Below are 21,305 nucleotides of genomic sequence, written 5' to 3' on the forward strand. Positions count from 1 at the left end.
TCTTGAAATCTGGGACGCGGTTGCCCGCTGTCGTTCCTATCCACGGTACTTTCCTTGCATGTTCTCCAAAGTGCTCGTCGCGAACCGTGGCGAAATTGCGATCCGTGCGTTCCGTGCCGCCTATGAACTAGGTGCTGGAACCGTTGCGGTGTTCCCGTTCGAGGATCGAAACTCGATCCACCGTCTGAAGGCGGACGAGAGTTATCAGATCGGCGAGGTGGGGCACCCGGTTCGGGCGTACCTCTCGGTCGAGGAAATCGTCGCTGCCGCCAAGAGCGCAGGCGCCGACGCCATCTACCCGGGTTACGGATTCCTCTCGGAGAACCCGGATCTGTCGGCCGCGTGTGCCGATGCCGGAATCAAGTTCGTCGGCCCGTCCGCGGAAATCCTGGAGCTGACCGGAAACAAGGCGCGGGCGATCGCCGCCGCGAAGGCAGCAGGTCTGCCGGTGCTGGCGTCGTCGGAGCCCTCGTCCGACATCGACGAGTTGTTGGCGGCGGCGGAAGAGATGACGTTCCCGATCTTCGTCAAGGCCGTCGCCGGCGGCGGTGGCCGCGGTATGCGCCGTGTCGCCGAGCGTGAGCACCTACGTGAAGCGATCGAAGCTGCTGCGCGCGAAGCTGAGTCGGCGTTCGGTGATCCGACGGTGTTCCTCGAGCAGGCCGTGATCGATCCCCGGCACATCGAAGTCCAGATTCTGGCCGACGAGCACGGCAACGTCATTCACCTCTTCGAGCGGGACTGTTCGCTCCAGCGCAGGCACCAGAAGGTCATCGAGATCGCCCCGGCCCCGAACCTGCCGGAAGAGTTGCGCGCCAAGATCTGTGCCGACGCCGTCGCGTTCGCCAAGCAGATCGGCTACACCTGCGCCGGTACCGTCGAGTTCCTCCTCGACACCCGCGGTAACCACGTCTTCATCGAGATGAACCCGCGAATCCAGGTCGAGCACACCGTCACCGAAGAAGTGACGGACGTGGATCTGGTGCAGTCGCAGTTGCGGATCGCCTCCGGTGCGACCCTCGACGAGTTGGGCCTGACGCAGGACACCGTCCGGTTGCGCGGCGCAGCACTACAGTGTCGTATCACCACCGAAGACCCGGCAAACGGATTCCGCCCGGACACCGGCCGGATCACCGCGTACCGCACCCCGGGCGGCGCCGGTATCCGCCTCGACGGCGGCGCCACGCTCGGCGCCGAGGTCGGAGCGTACTTCGACTCGATGCTCGTCAAGCTGACCTGCCGTGGCCGTGACCTCGAAGCTGCCGTCGCCCGCGCACGGCGGGCCGTCACCGAATTCCGTATCCGCGGCGTCTCGACGAACATCCCGTTCCTGCAGGCTGTTCTCGACGATCCGGATTTCCGGGCCGGCCGCGTCACCACGTCGTTCATCGAGGAACGCCCCCAGCTGCTGACGCTGCGCTCGTCCGCGGACCGCGGCACCAAGATCCTCACCTACCTCGCGGACGTGACGGTCAACAAGCCGCACGGCGAGCGCCCGTCCGCGGTGTACCCGCAGGACAAGCTCCCCAAGATCGATCTCTCCACCCCGCCGCCCGCCGGTAGCCGGCAACGACTGCTCGAGCTCGGCCCGGAAGGATTCGCGAAGGCACTGCGAGCGCAGAAGGCCGTCGCCGTCACCGACACCACCTTCCGCGATGCCCACCAGTCGCTGCTCGCGACCCGCGTGCGCACCAGTGGACTCCTCGGAGTTGCCGGGCACGTGGCCCGCCTGACCCCGGAACTGCTCTCGGTCGAGGCCTGGGGCGGCGCCACGTACGACGTAGGACTGCGCTTCCTGCACGAGGATCCGTGGTATCGCCTCGCCGCGCTGCGCGAGGCGATCCCGAACATCTGCCTGCAGATGCTGCTGCGTGGCCGCAACACGGTCGGCTACACCCCGTACCCGGAGAAGGTCACCCGCGCGTTCGTGCAGGAAGCCACCGACACCGGTATCGACATCTTCCGTATCTTCGACGCCCTCAACAACGTCGATCAGATGCGTCCGGCCATCGACGCGGTCCGTGAGACCGGTACCGCACTCGCCGAGGTCGCCCTGAGCTACACCGGTGACCTGTCGAACCCCGGCGAAAAGCTGTACACGCTCGACTACTACCTGCGTCTGGCAGAAGAGATCGTCGACGCAGGCGCACACGTGCTGGCGATCAAGGACATGGCCGGCCTGCTCCGGGCTCCCGCCGCGACCACGCTGGTGACAGCTCTGCGCAAGAACTTCGACCTGCCGGTGCACGTGCACACCCACGACACCCCCGGCGGCCAGCTCGCGACCTACCTCGCGGCCTGGCAGGCAGGCGCGGATGCCGTCGACGGGGCGTCCGCAGCCCTGGCCGGTACGACCAGCCAGCCTGCGCTGTCGGCGATCGTGGCCGCAGCTGCACACTCGGACTACGACACCGGCCTGAACCTGGGCAACGTGTGCGATCTGGAACCGTACTGGGAAGCACTGCGAAAGGTGTACGCCCCGTTCGAATCCGGACTCCCGGCACCCACCGGACGCGTCTACACCCACGAAATCCCGGGCGGTCAGCTCTCCAACCTGCGCACCCAGGCTGTTGCCCTCGGTCTCGGTGACCGGTTCGAAGAGGTCGAAGCCAAGTATGCGGACGCCGACCGCATGCTCGGTCACCTGGTGAAGGTCACCCCGTCGTCGAAGGTGGTCGGTGACCTGGCACTGCACCTGGTGGGCGGCGGCGTGTCCTCGGAGGAGTTCGCGGCCGACCCGGCGAAGTTCGACATCCCGGACTCGGTGATCGGATTCCTGCGCGGCGAACTCGGCACGCCTCCCGGCGGCTGGCCGGAACCGTTCCGAACCAAGGCCCTCGAAGGGCGCGGACCGGCCAAGCCGGAAACCCCGCTCTCCGCCGAGGACGAGGCACTGCTGGACGGCTCGTCGAAGGATCGCCGTGCGACGTTGAACCGGTTGCTCTTCCCCGGTCCGACGAAGGAATTCCTCGAGCACCGCGACAAGTACGGCGACACCTCCCGGTTGTCGGCGAACCAGTTCTTCTACGGTTTGCGGCGCGGCGAGGAACATCGCGTCGAACTCGCGCCCGGCGTGCAGCTGATCATCGGTCTGGAAGCGATCTCCGAACCCGACGAGCGCGGCTACCGCACTGTCATGTGCATCCTCAACGGGCAGTTGCGTCCGGTCTCCATCCGAGACCGGTCCATCGCCAGCGACGTTCCCGTCGCGGAGAAGGCCGACAAGAACAACGCCGGTCACGTCGCAGCACCGTTCGCCGGTGTCGTCACCCTCGCGGTCACCGAAGGCCAGAAGATCGATGCCGGTGACACCATCGCAACCATCGAGGCGATGAAGATGGAAGCCGCGATCACGTCCCCGCGCGCCGGCACGGTCGCGCGGATCGCGACCAGCGCCGTCCAGCAGGTCGAAGGCGGAGACCTTCTCGTCGTCGTCTCCACCGGGGAGAGCGCCGCAGAGTGACACGCATCATCTCGGGACTCGCAGGTGGTAGACGCCTGCGAGTCCCGGCGAGCGGCACCCGTCCCACCTCGGATCGCGTCCGAGAAGCACTGTTCAGTGCGCTCGAAGCGCGGATCGACCTGGACGGGTGCGCCGTGCTCGATCTGTTCGCCGGATCGGGCGCGCTCGGGCTGGAGGCGCTCTCGCGTGGCGCGGAGCACGTCGTCCTCGTGGAGTCGGACGCGAAGGCCGCCGCGGTCATCAAGGACAACATCGCCACGCTCGCTCTGCCGGGTGCCTCGGTCCGGGCCGCTCCGGTGGCGGCCGTCGTCGGCGGTCCGAGTGGCCGTGAGTACGACATCGTGATCGCCGATCCGCCGTACGCGGTGACCGACGACGCGGTGCGGTCCATGCTCGAGGATCTCCTGGCCAACAAATGGGTGGGAGAGGGGACGATCGTGGTGCTCGAACGTTCGTCGCGCTCACCCCGGACGCAGTGGCCCGACGGTTTCGAACCCGGCAAGGTCAAGAAGTACGGCGAGGCCCGCATCGAACTGGCCACCTGCTACCGTCTGGACTCATGACTGGTGCCGTCTGCCCTGGATCCTTCGACCCGGTGACCAACGGTCACCTCGACGTATTCGCAAGAGTTGCTGCGCAATTCGACGAAGTCGTCGTCACGGTGATGATCAACAAGAACAAGCGTGGAATGTTCACTGTCGACGAGCGGATCGAGATGCTCGAAGATGCGACCAGCCACCTGCCCAACGTTCGGGTCAGCTCCTGGCAGGGGTTGCTGGTCGACTACGCCAAGCAAGAAGGCCTCGGTGCCATCGTCAAGGGGCTGCGCGGTGCTGCCGATTTCGACTACGAGCTGCAGATGGCGCAGATGAACCGCAAGCTCACCGGAGTGGACACGCTCTTCATGGCGACCAACCCGACGTACGGCTATCTGTCGAGCTCGTTGATCAAGGAAGTCGCGACCTACGGTGGCGACGTCTCCGACATGGTGCCCGCGAACGTGCATACCCGACTGCTGGCCAGGCTCGCGGAACAGGCAGCCGAAAACAGCTGATCCCCGACACACCGCCCCAGGCGACACCCCGTCGGCCGATCTTCCGGCAAACTTGGACGGGAACAGGCATCGGTCCGGTTGGACCGATGGCGATGTTGGCCGATCCCGGCCGGGGAAAGATTGGGGTTACTTGTGTACCGCGTATTCGAGGCACTGGACGAACTGGTCGCAATCGTCGAAGAGGCACGCGGTGTTCCCATGACCGCCGGGTGCGTCGTACCGCGAGGTGACGTCCTGGAACTGCTCGACGATGTCAGGGACGCCATTCCGAGTGAGCTGGACGACGCCCAAGACGTGCTCGACCACCGCGACAAGCTGGTCGGCGACGCGCGCGCCAACGCGGAGAAAACCGTGAGCAGCGCCAATGCCGAGGCCACCGAGACCGTCGAGAACGCACGCGACGACGCCGACCGACTTCTCGCCGACGCCAAGGCACAGGCGGATCGCATGGTCGCCGAAGCCCGCGCTCACGCCGACCAGTTGGTCGAAGACGCCGAGGTGGAAGCCGAACGTACGGTGACCGACGGGCGACGCGAGTACGACGCCGTCACCGGGCGCGCCCGCGCCGAAGCCGATCGGATGATCGAATCCGGTAAGGCGTCCTACGATCGGTCGGTGGCCGAAGGCGCGGCCGAGCAGGCGCGACTGGTCTCGCAAACCGAGGTGGTGCAGACCGCGCACACGGAGTCGGCCAGGGTGATCGACACCGCGCACGCCGAATCCGATCGCATGCGTTCGGAGTGTGATCTGTACGTGGACACCAAACTTGCCGAGTTCGAGGAGTTCCTCAACGGAACCGTCCGTTCGGTGGGCCGTGGCCGGCAACAGTTGCGTACCGGTTCCGGAGTCCCGGACTACCTCGACGACGATCGTCGTAGCGACCGGCGTCGTTAGATCGCTACGCCCCTTGGGGTGCAGGTGCGTAAGGCCGACTCGGCTCGGGTCGGCTTTTCACCTGCACGCGGATTGGGCATGGCGCCTGCTGTCCGGTATTGTGGGGTGGTTGCCCATACCAGTTTCAACAGTCAGGTGAGTTCTCTTTGTCAAAGCACCGTCGTCATTCGTCGCATCAGCCATCTGATGCGGGTTTTCTTCTGGACACGACCGTATTGGGTCGTCGTCCGGGGTCGATGCGCGTCGTGGCGAGAACAATCCAGTCCCCGAGTCGTATCGGTCTCGATCTGATCGCGATCGAATCCGGCTCGGACATCGAGCTCGATCTTCGGATGGAAGCAGTCTCCGAAGGTGTCCTCGTCACCGGCACCGTGCACGCACCCACTGCGGGTGAGTGCTCTCGATGTCTGGAGCCGTTCTCGTCGGTCGTCGATCTGTATCTCACCGAGTTGTTCGCTTACCCGGACAGTGTCACCGAGGAGACGACGGAAGAGGGCGAGGTCTACGGTGTCGAGGACGATCAGATCGATCTCGAACCGGTCATCGTCGATGCAGTCGGGCTGGCGCTTCCGCTCCAGCCTCTGTGCAGTGACGATTGCCTCGGATTGTGTTCAGAATGTGGCGTTCGCCTGGCGATTGCGGAATCTGGGCATGGGCATGACATACTTGACCCTCGCTGGGCTGGTCTCGCGGCCAAATTTGGCGTGGAGTCAGTCAACAGCGAAAATCTTGTGATCACCGAAGCCGAGGAGAAGTAGAAGTGGCTGTCCCCAAGCGCAAAATGTCGCGATCCAACACGCGGTCGCGTCGTAGCCAGTGGAAGACCACTGTGCCCACCCTCGTCACCTGCCCCAACCGTGGCTGTGGCGAAAAGACCCTTCCGCATATCGCGTGCCCGTCCTGCGGCACGTACAAGGGCCGCCAGGTAACCGCTGCTGTCTAGTTCTCTTCGGAGAAAGACCATGACGAGCGAAAATACAGTTTCAGCCGCCGGCGGCGAGGGCAATCACGACACGCTCCTCGCCGCTGTCGGCGTCGATATAGAGCCAGGCCTTCTGACTTTGGCTCTCACGCACCGTTCGTACGCATACGAGAACGGTGGACTCCCGACCAACGAGCGCCTCGAGTTTCTCGGGGATTCGGTACTCGGAGTTACGGTCACGGAAAATCTGTACCTGACGCACCCCGACAAGTCGGAGGGCGATCTGGCGAAGATTCGTGCCAGCGTCGTGAACATGCATGCCTTGGCCGAGGTCGCCAGGACTCTGGGCGAAGGTGGTCTCGGAGCGCACCTGCTGCTGGGTAAGGGCGAGGAAATGACCGGCGGCCGTGACAAGCCGTCCATCCTCGCCGATGGCATGGAGTCGATACTCGGTGCCATTCACCTTCAGCACGGTATCGAGACGGCACGCCGGGTCGTACTCGACCTGTTCGACGACCTCCTGACCAGAGCGCCACTTCTGGGCGCCGGTCTCGACTGGAAGACCAGCCTTCAAGAACTCACCGCAGAACGCGGAGTGGGTGTTCCGGTCTACGAGATTTCGGCTACCGGCCCCGATCACGACAAGGAATTCACGGCGACAGTTCTCGTCGGCGGATCACCTTACGGTGTCGGTATCGGCCGCTCGAAGAAAGAAGCCGAGCAGAAGGCGGCCAGCACTGCGTGGAACGCGTTGTCCGAGAAGGCTTCGGACGGTTCCGCGAAGAAAGCTCCCGCTGCCGAACCGGCCGGCTGAAATCCGCTCTTGCCTGAACTGCCGGAAGTAGAAGTCGTTCGTCGCGGACTGCACGCACACGCTGTCGGGGCGAGCATCGAAGCCGTCGAAGTACTGCATCCGCGCGCCGTGCGCCGTCACGTGCTCGGTGCCGATGACCTGATCGGCCAACTCGCCGCTCAAACCATCGCGTCGGCGGAGCGTCGTGGCAAATACTTGTGGCTGGTGCTCGAACCGGCCGGAGTCGGCCTCGTGGTTCATCTCGGCATGAGCGGGCAGATGCTCGTCCAGCCGCCCAGTGTGCCGTGGGAAAAGCATCTTCGTATTCGAGTGGTTCTCGACTCCGGCGCGGATCTACGTTTCGTCGACCAGCGCACGTTCGGTGGCTGGTCCATCTCCCCGTTGGTCGAGGTGGACGGCACCCTGCTCCCCGAATCGGTGGCGCACATCGCACGAGATCCGATGGACGCCGCTTTCGATCTCGAGTCCGTCGTCGGCGCACTCAAACGCAAGCACTCCGAGATCAAACGCGCCCTTCTCGACCAGACCGTCGTCTCCGGCATCGGAAACATCTATGCCGACGAATCACTCTGGCGCGCAAAGATCCACGGCAACCGGATCGCGGAAACGCTGACCAGACCGAAACTTCGGGAACTCGTCACCGCCGCTCGAGCGGTGATGGGGGAGGCGCTCGATCAGGGCGGTACATCCTTCGACGCGTTGTACGTCAACGTCAACGGAGAATCCGGATACTTCGACCGATCGCTGTCCGCGTACGGGCAGGAAGGCCTGCCCTGTCCGCGGTGTGGTGCCCCGATCAGGCGGGAGAAGTTCATGAACCGCTCCTCGTTCAGTTGCCCGCGCTGTCAACCAGCTCCCCGCTCGCTCGGACACCGATAGGCCTACGCGCGCTCGGATTCGGACGCGGTGGCAAGATTGGCACATGGCTGACAACACCGCATCCGCTCCCGCACACACCGAACTCTGGGTCGAACGCACCGGCACCCGCCTCTACACCGGCAAGAGTTCTCGCGGAGCCGAAGTTCTCATCGGATCGGAGTCCGTACCCGGCGTCTTCACTCCCGGCGAACTCCTCAAGATAGCGTTGGCGGCCTGCACCGGAATGAGCTCCGACTTCCCGGTCTCGCGTCGACTCGGCGACAACTACGACGCCACCATCCGGGTGTCCGGTGCGGCGGACCGCGAGAACGAGGTGTACCCGCGACTCGACGAGGTACTCGAACTGGACCTGAGCGAACTCGACGAGGAAGCCCAGCGGCGTCTGATCACCTTGGTGGAGCGCTCCGTCGACAAGGTGTGCACCGTGGGACGCACCATCAAGGCCGGCGCCGAGGTCACATTGACGATCGACACCCAGGGCTGATGCGCCGACTCGCCACTACGGGGGCACTGTGAGCGTCGCCACTACGGGGGCACTGTGAGCGACGAACGCCTCGTGCGGTTGACGGCCTGGGTGCACGGACACGTCCAGGGGGTCGGGTTCCGTTGGTGGACTCGTGCTCGCGCATTGGAACTCGGCTTGGTCGGTTACGCGTCGAATCAACGCGACGGGCGAGTGCTCGTGGTCGCCGAAGGTCCTCGTGATCAGGCGCAGCGACTCGTCGATCTCCTCCGGTCCGCCGCCACTCCGGGGACAGTGAACTTGGTGGTGGAGAGTTTCACCGATGCGCGAGGCGAGCTCACAGGCTTCGTCGAGCGCTGAACCACCGGCGCCGAGCGTCACAGGCTGGGGCCGGCGCCGAGCGTCACAGGCTCGGGCAGTCGGCGAGCCACGGTAAAGTTTGCGCCCATGCACCTCAAGAGTCTGACGCTCAAAGGATTCAAGTCCTTTGCCTCGGCGACGACTCTGCGTTTCGAGCCGGGCATCACCTGCGTGGTGGGCCCCAACGGCTCCGGCAAGTCCAATGTCGTCGACGCTTTGAGCTGGGTGATGGGGGAACAGGGCGCCAAGGCGCTACGCGGCGGGAAGATGGAGGACGTCATCTTCGCCGGCACGTCGGGCCGGGCGCCACTCGGCCGCGCCGAAGTGACCCTCACCATCGACAATGTCGACGGCGCTTTGCCCATCGACTACACCGAGGTGTCGATCACACGTCGGATGTTCCGCAACGGCGCGGGGGAGTACGAGATCAACGGCGCGTCCTGCCGGCTGATGGACGTCCAGGAGTTGCTCAGTGATTCCGGGATAGGCCGGGAAATGCACGTCATCGTCGGGCAGGGACGGCTGGCGGCGATTCTCGAATCCCGGCCCGAGGACCGCCGCGCCTTCATCGAAGAAGCCGCCGGTGTTCTCAAACATCGGCGCCGCAAGGAAAAAGCGGTCCGCAAACTCGACTCCATGCAGGCCAATCTCGCCAGGCTCACCGATCTCACGACGGAGCTGCGCCGCCAGCTCAAACCGCTCGGCAGGCAGGCGGAACTCGCCCGCCGGGCCCAAACCGTGCAGGCCGATCTGCGTGATGCGAAGATGCGCCTTGCCGCGGACGATCTGGTGACCAGGCGTGCCGACCTCGAGAATCAGCGTCACGACGAGAAGGTCGCACGTGAGCAACACCAGCGAGTGACGGCAGCGCTGGACGAGGCCAATGCCGAGCTGGGGCGGCAGGAGCAGGCGCTCGCGCAGTTGACGCCGGATGCGGAATCTGCTGCTGCGCAGTGGTTTCAGTTGGCCTCGCTTTCCGAGCGAGTCAATGCCACGGTTCGGATCGCGAATGAGAGGGCACATCATCTCAGCGCTGCGCCGGTCGGGGGTCGCGTCCAGGACCCGGACGAGATGGAAACACGCGCTGATCGGTTGGCGGCCGAGGAGGCCACGCTGATCGACGCCGTCGCTGTTGCCAGAGGAACCTCCGATGCCGCTCGTGAACAGCTGACGGCCGCCGAAGACGCTGCGGCCGCTGCCGAGCGGGCGCACCTGGCGGAGGTTCGTGCGATTGCGGACCGCCGCGAGGGGCTGGCGCGGCTCTCGGGTCAGGTGGACACACTACGTACCCGCCTCGAATCCGTGGACGCGGACCTGACTCGTCTCACCGACGCCATCGACGAGGCGAGCCTGCGTGGTGACGCCGCGCAGAACGAATTCGACACCGTGCAGGAAAGCATCGGTGACCTCGATGCCGGTGAAATCGGTCTGGACACGAACCACGAGCGAGCACTCGAAGCGCTCGCGACGATCGACGCGCACGTCGCGCGTCTTCGGGAGGAAGAGAAGTCCAGTGGGCAGTCCGTCGCGTCGTTGCGTGCCCGTATCGACGCGTTGTCGATGGGTCTGCACCGCAAGGACGGCGCGGGGTGGGTACTCGACCGGCGAAGCGACCACGGCATCACCGGTTCGCTCGCCGAACTGATCACCGTGCGGGACGGTTACGAGGTCGCCATCGCGGCTGCGATGGGTTCGGCCGCGAACGCCGTTGTGGCGCAATCGTTGAATGCGGCTCGCTCGGCAGTCGGGGCTTTGGCGGACGAGGACGGCGGGCGGGCGACGGTGATCGTGAGCGACCCCACCGCGTTGCCCGCGCCACCGGAGTTCGAGTCGGAGCTCCACCGCGCCGTCGACGTCGTCGAATGCCCGCCTGAACTCCGAGCAGCACTCACGGCGCTCCTCGGCAACGTGGTCCTGGTGGACACCGCCGACGACGCCGTCCGAATGGTGAACGAGCACCGCGGTACTCGCGCCGTGACGCGCAGCGGCGACCTCTTCGGTCACGGCTGGATGAGCGGCGGCTCGGACCGGCAACCGAGCACCCTCGAGATTCAGGCGGCCATCGACGCCTCCATCGCCGCACTGGCGGAGACCGAAGCACGCACCGAAGAACTCGATGCAGCACTCGCCGGCGCCGTGGCAGAACAGGCCGCGCGCCGGGAAACGGCCGAACAGACCCTCGCCGCACTCAACGAGTCGGACGCCGCACTGTCGGCGATCTACGAACAGTTGGGCAGACTGGGGCAAGCCGCACGCGTGGCACGTGCGGAATCGGACCGTCTGAAGGCGCAACGGTTGCGCGCTCGGCTGGGCCGGGATGAGACGATCGCAGCCCTCGCCGAACTCGAACATCGACTGAGCGCAGCCGAGAACAACGATGGCTCCGAGAGCGACGCGAGCGAATCGACCGCGGCCGAACGTGAGCGGCTGGCCGCGGTGCTCACCGAAGTTCGCGCGGTCGAGATGGAGGCCAGGCTTGCCGTCCGCACCGCCGAGGAGCGCGCGGAATCGGTTCGGGGGAAAGCAGATTCGCTTCGGCGAGCAGCGGCTGCGGAGCGGACGGAGCGGGTGCGTGCCGAAACTGCACTGCGGGTACGCGCCCACGCGGCACAGGTTGCCAGAGCAGTGGCGGAGTCCGGCAGCAAGGTGATCGCCGAACTCGAGACCGTTGTGGCCGCTGCGCTCGACCATCGTGAGGAACTGGCTCGTACCCGAACCGCGTGTGCGAACAGGGTCGACGAGATCCGCGGACTCGTCCGCGACCTCACCGGGCAGTTGGCGTCGTCGACCGATGCGGTGCATCGCGACGAGGTCGCGAAAGCTCAGGCCGCTCTGCGGATCGAGCAGCTCGAGCAGTCGATCCTCGATCAGTACGGAATCGGGCTCGCAGATCTGATCACCGAATACGGTCCCGACGTTCGATTACCGCCGTCCGCTCTCGAGATGGAGGAATACGAGCAAGCGAAGGAACGGGGCGAACAGGTCACCGCCCCGGCGCCCATTCCCTACGACCGCGCAGCCGAGGAACGCCGAGCGAAGCGGGCCGAGAAGGATCTCGCCGCTCTCGGGCGGGTGAACCCGCTGGCGCTCGAGGAATTCGCCGCCCTCGAAGAGCGATACACGTTCCTCGCCACACAACTAGAAGACGTCAAAACCGCCCGCAAAGACCTTCTCACTCTCGTGGCCGACGTCGATGCCCGCATTCAGCAGGTGTTCGGCGAGGCGTTCACCGACGTCGCACGAGAGTTCGGCGGGGTATTCGAAACCCTGTTTCCCGGCGGTGAGGGCAGGCTCGTCCTGACCGACCCGGCAGACATGCTCACCACCGGGATCGAGGTAGAGGCACGACCGCCCGGCAAGAAAGTCAAGCGATTGTCGTTGCTCTCGGGCGGCGAGAAGTCGTTGACCGCCGTGGCGATGCTCGTTGCGATCTTTCGTGCCAGGCCGTCCCCGTTCTACGTCATGGACGAGGTGGAGGCGGCGCTCGACGACACCAACCTGCGCCGCCTGATCGAACTGTTCGAGCAGTTGCGGGAGAAGTCGCAGCTGATCGTGATCACCCATCAGAAGCCGACCATGGAGATCGCCGACGCACTCTACGGCGTCAGCATGCGTGGCGACGGCATCACCACCGTCATTTCACAGCGACTTCGTGGTCAGGACATGGCGGCTACCTGACGCCTGTACACGTTTTTCCGCCGAGCCTGGAACAATAGCCCGGTGACTACCCAGGCTTGGATCATCATTGCCGCTGTTGCGGCCGTACTGCTCGTCGTGCTCGTCGTCGGCTATCTGCGTTACCGTCGGGGTCAGATCTCGCTCAAGGCACCGGAGACGAAGCCGGAACTCGGAACCACACCGAAGGACAAGTCCGGCGGATATCAGGCCGGGGGCGGGTTCAACTTCAGTCAAGGCACGGCTACGGCACCTGCGCCGCCGAAGCCGAAACCGGTACCAGAGAAGCCGGCACCGGTCGAGCCGGCACCGGTAGTCGAGAAGCCTGCCGCCGAGAAGCCTGCCGCCGACGAGACGGTAGCGACGAAGTCGACAACGGAGCCTGAGATTGTCGAGACTCCGGCAACCGAGGCTCCGGCAACCGCACCGCCGGCAACCGAGGCTCCGGTGGTCGAGGCGCCCGCGACCGAGATTCCGGTGGTCGAGGCGCCCGCAACCGAGGCGCCCGCAATCGAGGCTCCGGTAGCCGAGCCAGAACCTGTCGTAGCCGAGGCCGAACCTGTCGTAGCCGAGGCCGAGCCTGTAGCGGTCGAGCCCGAGGTCGTCGAAACCCTGGTGCTGGACGACATCGATCCGACGGAGGGTCGACTCGATCGCCTGCGTGGTCGACTGTCACGATCACAGTCGGCTGTCGGAAAGAGCCTGCTCGGTCTGCTCGGCGGCGGCGACCTCGACGAGGATTCGTGGGAGGGAGGTAGAGGACACCCTGCTCGTCGCCGATCTCGGTTCGGCAACCACGGAGAAAGTCGTCACCAAACTTCGTGAGCAGATGGCCGCCCGAAGCGTACGTACCGAGGCCGCAGCTCGTGCTCTGCTGCGCGAGGTGCTCATCGCCGAACTGCGCCCGGAACTCGATCGCTCCATTCGGGCACTTCCGCACGACGATCATCCGGCGGTTCTCCTGGTGGTCGGCGTCAACGGAACCGGCAAGACGACTACCACGGGCAAGCTGGCACGCGTGCTGGTCGCCGACGGTCGCCGCGTCGTTCTCGGTGCGGCGGACACATTCCGCGCGGCCGCTGCGGACCAGCTGCAGACGTGGGCGGAGCGAGTCGGTGCAGAGGTTGTCCGTGGCAAGGAAGGCGGCGATCCCGCGGCCATCGCGTTCGATGCGGTCGCGCGCGGAATCGACGAGGGAGTGGACGTCGTCCTGATCGACACCGCAGGCCGGCTGCATACCAAGACGGGCCTGATGGACGAGCTGGGCAAGGTCAAGCGGGTCATCGAGAAGAAGGCCTCGGTTGACGACGTTCTTCTGGTCCTCGATGCCACTGTCGGACAGAACGGTCTGGCGCAGGCACGCGTGTTCGCCGAGGTCGTCGATATCACCGGCGTCGTGCTGACGAAGTTGGACGGAACCGCGAAGGGCGGAATCGTGTTCCAGGTTCAGCACGAGCTGGGTGTTCCGGTGAAGTTGGTCGGCCTCGGCGAGGGTGCCGACGATCTCGCTCCGTTCGAACCGGGAGCGTTCGTCGACGCGCTTCTCGGCTGAGTTCTCCTTCGCGTTACTCGTGCCCTCCGTCTCGATCGAGACGGAGGGCACGAGTGTTTTCGTGTCTGAATTGTGCGCTGTGTGAGCTCGAGGTCCCGAAAATTGCCAGGTGAAACCTGACTGCAACAAAGTTGGGTGATTGGTTCACGTCGACGAAACGCAAGCGCGCCACGGAGGAAACACCAGACCAGCAGTCTTCTCCTCAACGAACGTGCTACCCGGCACGTGCGACTAGGAGGTAGTAAGTGAGTACCGACGAACTGTTGGCGAACTCCGGTAACGCCGCTTGGATGTTGATGGCTGCATCCCTGGTCTTGCTGATGACACCCGGCCTGGCTTTCTTCTACGGCGGCATGTCGCGTTCCAAGTCCGTTCTGAACATGATGATGATGTCCTTCGGGTCGCTGGCCGTCATCGGAGTCGTCTACGTCCTGTGGGGATGGTCGATGTCCTACGGAACGGAAGGCATCGGCGGCATCTTCGCCAACCCCTTCGAGTTCTTCGGACTCCGAAACACGATCACCGACGCCGGCGGCAACTTCATTGCCGGTGACTACGGCTACCCGAAGGTGATCGACGTCGCCTTCCAGGTGACGTTCGCGATCATCACGACAGCGCTCATCAGCGGCGCACTGGCCGAGCGAGTCAAGTTCGGAACCTGGCTACTGTTCTCGGGTGTCTGGGTCACGGTGGTCTACTTCCCACTCGCTCACATGGTGTGGGGTGGCGGACTGCTCTCCGGATCGGAGAACAGCATCGCATCGAAGCTGTTCGGCACCATGGTCGACGAAGCCGGTGACACCGTCGCCAAGGTGGCTCCCATCGACTTCGCCGGCGGAACCGTCGTCCACATCAACGCCGGTATGGCAGGTCTCGTTCTCGCACTGATCGTCGGCAAGCGACTCGGCTTCGGCAAGACCGCTTTCCGTCCCCACAACCTGCCGTTCGTCATGCTCGGTGCTGCGCTCCTGTGGTTCGGTTGGTTCGGCTTCAACGCCGGCTCGGCCTTCGCCGCCGACGGCAACGCCGGTCTCGCCTGGGTCAACACCACCACTGCCACCTGCGCCGCAATCCTGGCCTGGCTGGCTACCGAACGCATCCGTGACGGCCACGCCACCAGCCTCGGCGCCGCGTCCGGTGCCGTCGCCGGCCTGGTGGCCATCACCCCCGCGGCCGGAGCGCTCAACCCCGTCGGCTCGATCTTCCTCGGCGCAATCGCCGGTATCCTCTCGGCACTGGCTGTCGGACTCAAGTTCCGCTTCGGCTTCGACGATTCGCTCGACGTCGTCGGCGTGCACCTCGTCTCCGGCCTGTGGGGAACCATCGGAATCGGCTTCTTCGGTACCGCGACGGGACTGTTCTACGGCGGCGACTACAAGCAGCTGGTCGTCCAGATCGTGATCGCGGTGGTCGCTCTGGTCTTCACCGGCATCCTCACCGCCGTCATCGGCTTCGCGCTCAAGCCCTTGGGCTGGCGGATCTCCGAGGAGGACGAGGCGCGCGGCATCGACGAGAGTGAGCATGCGGAGACCGCCTATGACCTCGCATGATCGGCGGATGGATAGAGTGAATTCACAGCACGTCAGACTTCGGAAAGGGATGAGCACATGAAGCTGATCACAGCAATCGTCAAGCCGTTCACGCTCGAGGACGTCAAGACAGGCCTCGAACAGGCCGGAGTGCTGGGCATGACCGTCAGTGAAGTTCAGGGTTACGGGCGTCAGAAGGGCCACACCGAGGTATACCGCGGCGCGGAGTATTCCGTGGACTTCGTGCCGAAGGTTCGGGTCGAGGTCGTCGTCGACGACTCGGCCGTGGACAAGGTGGTCGAGGTGATCGTCGAAGCAGCTCGAACCGGCAAGATCGGCGACGGCAAGGTCTGGGTATCGCCCGTCGAATCGGTCATCCGGGTGCGTACCGGGGAACGCGGTGGCGATGCACTCTGACCCGAAAGGGTCTCCGAACTTCGGCCCTGGTCCCTCCGCGCAGTCGGCGGGGTCGGGGCCGATCTCGTCCGGAGGATCCGACGAAGCCGCAGACCTCGCCCGCGCGCGCAAGGCGCTGCTCACGGGCGGAACCAAAAACCGCCGACTCGATGCCCCGGCGTTGCGTCACGCTTTGGTCGACCTGCACGAATTCTGGCTGACCACCAAAGGGGTCGAACTCGGAATCAAACCCGATTGTGGGTTCGCGATAGTCGCAGTCGGCGGTCTGGGTCGCCGGGAACTGTTGCCCTATTCCGATCTCGACCTCATTCTGTTGCACGACGACATGGACCCGGCCGTGGTCGCCCAGGTGGCCGACCGGCTCTGGTATCCGCTGTGGGACGCGCACATCAAGCTCGATCACAGTGTGCGGACGTTGCCGCAGGCTCTGCAAGTTGCCGCCGCCGACATCACCGCTGCACTGGGAATGCTCGAAGCCAGACATATTGCCGGTGATGTAGAACTGACCAATCTGCTGATCAGCGGGGTGCGCCGCCAGTGGCGGGTGGACATCCGGAGCCGATTCGACGAACTCATCACCCAGACGCGGACACGCTGGGAGCGCAGTGGCGAAATCGCACACCGTGCGGAGCCGGACCTCAAGAGCGGCCGCGGTGGTCTGCGTGACGTGCAGTTGCTCAACGCTCTCTCGATCGCTCAGTTGACGGATGGAATGCCCGGTCTCGGACCGAATTCTCCCGGCGGCGGGCTGGCCCTGGCGCATCGGCGAATTCTGGACGTGCGCACCGAATTACATCGTGTCGCAGGGCGGGCTCGTGATCAACTGCAAGCGCAGGACGCCGACGAAATCGGTGCCGCGCTACGTATCGGAGACCGGTTCGACCTCGCGCGACTGCTCAGCGAGTCCGCCCGCACCATCAGCTATTCGGTCGACGTGGGGATCCGGACGGCATCCAATTCGTTACCGCGCCGTGGACTGTCGCGGCTTCGCCGGCCACCGGTACGGCGGCCGTTGGACGAAGGCGTCGTCGAACATGCCGGTGAAGTGGTGCTCGCTCGGGACGCCCGGCCCAAGAAGGATCCGGGATTGATCATGCGAGTGGCGGCTGCTGCGGCGGTGAACGGCATGCCGATCTCGGCATCGACGTTGGGCAGGCTCGCGGACAACGCGCCGGAGTTGCGGGAACCGTGGCCGAAGAATGCCGTCAACGATCTTCTGGTTGTCCTCGGATCGGGATCGCGGGCGGTGCCGGTGATCGAGGCGATGGACCGCACGGGACTGTGGGGCAGGCTCCTTCCGGAATGGGGGGCCATTCGCGATCTTCCGCCTCGTGACGCGGTGCATACCTGGACTGTTGATCGTCATCTGGTCGAAACTGCCGCGTATGCAAGCGGATTCACCACCAGGGTTGCCCGCCCAGACCTGCTGATGCTCGGTGCGCTGATTCACGACATCGGTAAGGGACGCGGCGGCGATCACAGTGTGGTCGGTGCCGAACTGGCTACCCAGATCGGAAATCGATTGGGACTCTGGCCTTCCGACGTTGCGGTCTTGACAGCGATGGTGCGATATCACCTGTTGTTGCCGGAAACCGCGACCCGTCGCGACCTCGACGATCCGGCCACGGTGCAGCGAGTGGTCGACGCCCTCGGTGGTGACGGGATACTGCTCGAACTCCTGCACGCGCTCGCCGAGGCGGATTCGTTGGCCACCGGCCCCGGAGTGTGGGGTGACTGGAAGTCGTCCCTGATCGGCGAGCTGGTACGTCGGTGCCGATTGCTGATGGCGGGGGAGGAGCTGCCGATTCCGGATCCACTCGAGCCCGCACAGCTTGCCGTCGCCGAGGACGGCGGAGTGCACGTCGCGCTCGGTCCCGCGGACAGCGCCCATACCTACGTGGTGACCGTCGTGGCGCCCGATACGCCGGGGATGCTCTCTCGGGCCGCCGGTGTTCTGGCGTTGCAGTCGCTACGAGTGCATTCGGCGTCGCTCGGATCGCACGCCGGTTCGGCGGTCAACACCTTCGTCGTCACACCACGGTTCGGGGCACCGCCCCAGGCAGTGTTGCTCCGGCAGGAGTTGATCCGGGCCTCGGCCGGTGAATTGGATTTGCTCGAACTCCTCGACGCCAAGGACGAGGAGGCGCGATCGGGTCAATGGGAGGATCCGATCGCGGCCGGAAACGATTCGGCCGTCCCGGTGCAGTACGCGCAGGCCCCACCTCGCGTCATCTGGTTCGACTCACCCGGGGAGGGGCAGGCCATCCTCGAACTGCGTACCGAGGATCGCGTCGGGCTGCTGTGCCGGCTGGCGGCGGCTCTCGAGCACAGCGGCGCCGACATCCGGTGGGCGAAGGTCGCGACCTTGGGTTCGTCGGTTGTCGACGCCTTCTGCCTGGACTTCGGCGAGGCGGACACGCGGGCAGCACGAGAGCGCGTCGAGGCGGCAGTTCTCGCCGTCGTCCCGGTACCGCCACCCGAGAAGAAGCCGGACTGACGGGGTCGAACGGACGTCTACGCCCGCATCGGCTGGGTTCGATGCGGGCGCAGCGGCTAGGCTGGTGCCCGAGAATATCCTCGGCTAACTCGCACGACATTCAGGAGCGCACTCGGTGTTCGAATCCCTTTCCGACAGATTGACAGGATCTCTCAAGGATCTGCGTGGCAAGGGTCGTCTGTCCGGCGCCGACATCGACGCGACGGCTCGCGAGATCCGTCTCGCGTTGCTCGAGGCCGACGTCGCCCTCCCGGTCGTGCGCGGCTTCATCGCCAAGATCAAGGAACGCGCCAAGGGCGCCGAGGTGTCCGGCGCACTCAATCCGGCACAGCAGGTCGTCAAGATCGTCAACGAAGAACTCGTCCAGGTTCTCGGCGGTGAGACTCGTCGTCTGCAGTTCGCGAAGACCCCGCCGACAGTCATCATGTTGGCCGGTCTGCAGGGTTCCGGTAAGACGACACTGGCGGGCAAGCTCGCCAAATGGCTCAAAGACCAGGGACACACGCCACTGCTCGTCGCCTGTGACCTTCAGCGCCCCGGCGCCGTCACTCAGCTGCAGATCGTCGGTGAGCGTGCGGGCGCGGCGGTGTTCGCACCGCATCCGGGCACGTCCATCGGCGGCGGTGAGAACGCACTCGGGGTTTCCGCGGCCGATCCGGTCGAGGTGGCTCGTGCCGGCGTCGAGGAAGCACGCAACAAGCAGTACGACGTCGTCATCGTCGACACCGCCGGTCGGCTCGGTATCGACTCGGAACTGATGGCTCAGGCCGCCGGTATCCGTGACGCCGTCCAGCCCGACGAGACCATCTTCGTTCTCGACTCCATGATCGGTCAGGACGCGGTCAGCACCGCCGACGCGTTCCGTGAGGGCGTAGGTATCACCGGCGTCGTGCTCACCAAACTCGACGGTGACGCCCGCGGTGGTGCGGCGCTCAGCGTCCGTGAGGTCACCGGTCAGCCGATCCTGTTCGCATCCACCGGTGAGAAGCTGGAAGACTTCGACGTCTTCCACCCGGACCGGATGGCCAGCCGTATCCTCGGCATGGGCGATGTCCTGAGCCTCATCGAGCAGGCTGAGCACGTTTTCGACGCCGAGCAGGCCGAGGCCACGGCAGCGAAGATCGGATCGGGACAGCTCACTCTCGAGGACTTCCTCGATCAGATGATGGCTGTGCGCAAGATGGGTCCGATCGGCAATCTGTTGGGCATGCTGCCCGGCGCCGGGGGGATGAAGGACGCACTCGCGAACGTCGACGAGAAGCAGCTCGATCGAATCCAGGCCATCATTCGCGGTATGACGCAGGCCGAGCGCGAAGATCCGAAGATCATCAACGCTTCACGGCGCTTGCGTATCGCCAACGGTTCCGGTGTGAAGGTGTCCGACGTCAACCAGTTGGTCGACCGGTTCTTCGAAGCACGCAAGATGATGGCGGCCATGGCCGGTCGTATGGGGATGCCCGGTGCCCGCAAGCAGGTGCGGAGTAAGAAGGGCAAGAAAGGCAAGAAGGGCGGCAAGGGACCTACGCAGCCCAAGATGCGCGGAGGGTTCCCCGGTATGGGCGGATTCCCGGGTATGCCCGGTGGTCTGCCTGCCGGTATGCCGGACCTGTCGAACATGCCCAAGGGTCTCGACCAGTTGCCGCCCGGACTCGAAGGCATCGACCTCTCGCAGCTCAAGCTCCCCAAGAAGTAAACCGTGAGCACGCTCCATCTGCGCGGTATCGGTTTGCCCGCCGCCCAGCCGATCGAACTGTGGATCGTCGACGGAAAGATCTCGTTCGAGCCGGTGGCAGGCGCCGAGACCGTCGTCGACTCGGGATGGATCATTCCCGGTCTCGTCGATGCTCACTGCCATGTCGGTATCCGATTCGGTGGCGGTGGTGGTGAGTCCGTCGACGGGTTGATCGCGCAGGCCGAAACCGAGCGGGACGCCGGAGTGCTGCTGCTGCGGGACGCGGGATCGCCGGTCGAGACGAGGTTCGTCGACGAGCGGTCCGATCTCCCGAGGATCATCCGCGCCGGTCAGCACATTGCCGCACCCAAGCGCTACATCCGTGGACTGCCGATCGACTTGGACGACGAGTCGCAGCTGCCTGCCGAAGTGGTGCGCCAGGCCCGAGCAGGTGACGGCTGGGTGAAGTTGGTGGGCGACTGGATCGACCGGTCCGTCGGTGACCTCACCCCACTGTGGAGCGACGACATCCTGGTCGAGGCGATCGCGGCCGCACATGCCGAAGGCGCGAGAGTAACGGCTCACGTCTTCGGCGAGGACGCGTTGCCCGGCCTGATCAAGGCCGGAATCGACTGCATCGAACACGGAACCGGATTGACGGACGAGACGGTCGAGCTGATGGTCGCGCACGGAACCGTCCTGGTGCCGACACTGATCAACATCGCGACGTTCCCCGAGATCGCCGATTCCGCAACGAACTATCCGGTCTACGCCGCGCACATGCGCGACCTGTACGCCCGGCGCTACCGCACGATCGGTGCTGCTCACGACGCCGGAATTCCGATCTACGCGGGAACCGATGCCGGTGGATCGATCGTCCACGGCCGGATCGCCGACGAGATCGCCGAACTCGAAGTGGCGGGACTGACCGCACACCAGGCCCTCGGTTCCGCCTGCTGGGATGCTCGTACCTGGTTGGGTGCGCAAGGACTCGACGACGGCTCGCCTGCGGACCTGGTGGTGTTCGACGAGGATCCGCGCGGAAACCCCGCAGTTCTCGCGAAGCCCACGAAGGTCATTCTCCGAGGAACCGTCGTGAAGGGTTGACGAGCCC

The 21,305-nt window shown here is 65.1% G+C and carries 16 protein-coding genes and 1 pseudogene; all 17 read left to right on the plus strand.

What is annotated here, in order from left to right; all coding sequences use genetic code 11:
* The first annotated feature begins 58 nt into the window (after positions 1 to 58).
* Entirely contained in the window at positions 59 to 3,463 is a 3,405-nt protein-coding gene (locus tag ABH922_RS07080; RefSeq protein WP_424806239.1) for a pyruvate carboxylase, read from the plus strand.
* Positions 3,460 to 4,026 (plus strand): 16S rRNA (guanine(966)-N(2))-methyltransferase RsmD, encoded by a 567-nt coding sequence (gene rsmD, locus ABH922_RS07085; protein ID WP_424806240.1) that lies wholly within the window; start codon positions 3,460 to 3,462, stop codon positions 4,024 to 4,026. Before ABH922_RS07080 ends, rsmD begins: the two co-directional genes overlap by 4 nt.
* Positions 4,023 to 4,517, plus strand: coding sequence for a pantetheine-phosphate adenylyltransferase (coaD, locus tag ABH922_RS07090; protein ID WP_424806241.1), 495 nt, complete (start codon positions 4,023 to 4,025; stop codon positions 4,515 to 4,517). Before rsmD ends, coaD begins: the two co-directional genes overlap by 4 nt.
* 132 nt (positions 4,518 to 4,649) lie before the next feature.
* A complete protein-coding gene (locus tag ABH922_RS07095) occupies positions 4,650 to 5,411 on the plus strand; it encodes a DivIVA domain-containing protein (protein WP_424806242.1) in 762 nt (253 codons plus the stop codon).
* A 146-nt stretch (positions 5,412 to 5,557) separates the two neighbouring features.
* Positions 5,558 to 6,169 carry a YceD family protein gene (locus ABH922_RS07100; RefSeq protein ID WP_424806243.1) on the plus strand — a complete coding sequence of 204 codons (612 nt, stop codon included), beginning with the start codon at positions 5,558 to 5,560 and terminating at the stop codon, positions 6,167 to 6,169.
* Positions 6,170 to 6,171: 2 nt separating this feature from the next.
* On the plus strand, positions 6,172 to 6,354 hold the full coding sequence (gene rpmF / locus ABH922_RS07105; RefSeq protein ID WP_072687533.1) for a 50S ribosomal protein L32: 183 nt from the start codon (positions 6,172 to 6,174) through the stop codon (positions 6,352 to 6,354).
* A 19-nt stretch (positions 6,355 to 6,373) separates the two neighbouring features.
* Positions 6,374 to 7,147, plus strand: coding sequence for a ribonuclease III (gene rnc, locus ABH922_RS07110; RefSeq protein ID WP_424806244.1), 774 nt, complete (start codon positions 6,374 to 6,376; stop codon positions 7,145 to 7,147).
* A 9-nt stretch (positions 7,148 to 7,156) separates the two neighbouring features.
* Positions 7,157 to 8,026, plus strand: a complete 870-nt coding sequence (gene mutM / locus ABH922_RS07115) for a bifunctional DNA-formamidopyrimidine glycosylase/DNA-(apurinic or apyrimidinic site) lyase (RefSeq protein ID WP_424806245.1) — start codon at positions 7,157 to 7,159, stop codon at positions 8,024 to 8,026.
* A 43-nt stretch (positions 8,027 to 8,069) separates the two neighbouring features.
* Positions 8,070 to 8,510, plus strand: a complete 441-nt coding sequence (locus ABH922_RS07120; protein ID WP_424806246.1) for an OsmC family protein — start codon at positions 8,070 to 8,072, stop codon at positions 8,508 to 8,510.
* A gap of 54 nt (positions 8,511 to 8,564) precedes the next feature.
* Entirely contained in the window at positions 8,565 to 8,849 is a 285-nt protein-coding gene (locus tag ABH922_RS07125) for an acylphosphatase (protein ID WP_424806247.1), read from the plus strand.
* Positions 8,850 to 8,936: 87 nt separating this feature from the next.
* A complete protein-coding gene (gene smc / locus ABH922_RS07130) occupies positions 8,937 to 12,527 on the plus strand; it encodes a chromosome segregation protein SMC (protein ID WP_424806248.1) in 3,591 nt (1,196 codons plus the stop codon).
* Positions 12,528 to 12,569: 42 nt separating this feature from the next.
* Positions 12,570 to 14,076: pseudogene (gene ftsY / locus ABH922_RS07135) on the plus strand (signal recognition particle-docking protein FtsY).
* 245 nt (positions 14,077 to 14,321) lie between these two features.
* Complete coding sequence (locus ABH922_RS07140; protein WP_424806249.1) at positions 14,322 to 15,626, plus strand: ammonium transporter; 1,305 nt, start codon at positions 14,322 to 14,324, stop codon at positions 15,624 to 15,626.
* Between the two features lie 57 nt (positions 15,627 to 15,683).
* Positions 15,684 to 16,022 (plus strand): P-II family nitrogen regulator, encoded by a 339-nt coding sequence (locus ABH922_RS07145; RefSeq protein ID WP_283303741.1) that lies wholly within the window; start codon positions 15,684 to 15,686, stop codon positions 16,020 to 16,022.
* Positions 16,012 to 18,519, plus strand: a complete 2,508-nt coding sequence (locus ABH922_RS07150; RefSeq protein ID WP_424806250.1) for a [protein-PII] uridylyltransferase — start codon at positions 16,012 to 16,014, stop codon at positions 18,517 to 18,519. Before ABH922_RS07145 ends, ABH922_RS07150 begins: the two co-directional genes overlap by 11 nt.
* Before the next feature lie 115 nt (positions 18,520 to 18,634).
* Positions 18,635 to 20,212 (plus strand): signal recognition particle protein, encoded by a 1,578-nt coding sequence (gene ffh, locus ABH922_RS07155; RefSeq protein ID WP_424806251.1) that lies wholly within the window; start codon positions 18,635 to 18,637, stop codon positions 20,210 to 20,212.
* Between the two features lie 3 nt (positions 20,213 to 20,215).
* Positions 20,216 to 21,298, plus strand: a complete 1,083-nt coding sequence (locus ABH922_RS07160) for an amidohydrolase family protein (protein ID WP_424806252.1) — start codon at positions 20,216 to 20,218, stop codon at positions 21,296 to 21,298.
* Positions 21,299 to 21,305 lie beyond the last annotated feature (7 nt).

Source organism: Rhodococcus sp. 27YEA15 (assembly GCF_049739425.1).
Classification (GTDB): Bacteria; Actinomycetota; Actinomycetes; order Mycobacteriales; family Mycobacteriaceae; genus Rhodococcus_F.

What these genes read in the sequence shown, in the direction of transcription:
- ABH922_RS07080 (WP_424806239.1), top strand. Translation starts at nt 59, where the DNA reads ATGTTCTCCAAAGTGCTCGTCGCGAACCGTGGCGAAATTGCGATCCGT.
- coaD (WP_424806241.1), top strand. Translation starts at nt 4,023, where the DNA reads ATGACTGGTGCCGTCTGCCCTGGATCCTTCGACCCGGTGACCAACGGT.
- rnc (WP_424806244.1), top strand. Translation starts at nt 6,374, where the DNA reads ATGACGAGCGAAAATACAGTTTCAGCCGCCGGCGGCGAGGGCAATCAC.
- ABH922_RS07120 (WP_424806246.1), top strand. Translation starts at nt 8,070, where the DNA reads ATGGCTGACAACACCGCATCCGCTCCCGCACACACCGAACTCTGGGTC.
- smc (WP_424806248.1), top strand. Translation starts at nt 8,937, where the DNA reads ATGCACCTCAAGAGTCTGACGCTCAAAGGATTCAAGTCCTTTGCCTCG.
- ABH922_RS07145 (WP_283303741.1), top strand. Translation starts at nt 15,684, where the DNA reads ATGAAGCTGATCACAGCAATCGTCAAGCCGTTCACGCTCGAGGACGTC.
- ABH922_RS07150 (WP_424806250.1), top strand. Translation starts at nt 16,012, where the DNA reads ATGCACTCTGACCCGAAAGGGTCTCCGAACTTCGGCCCTGGTCCCTCC.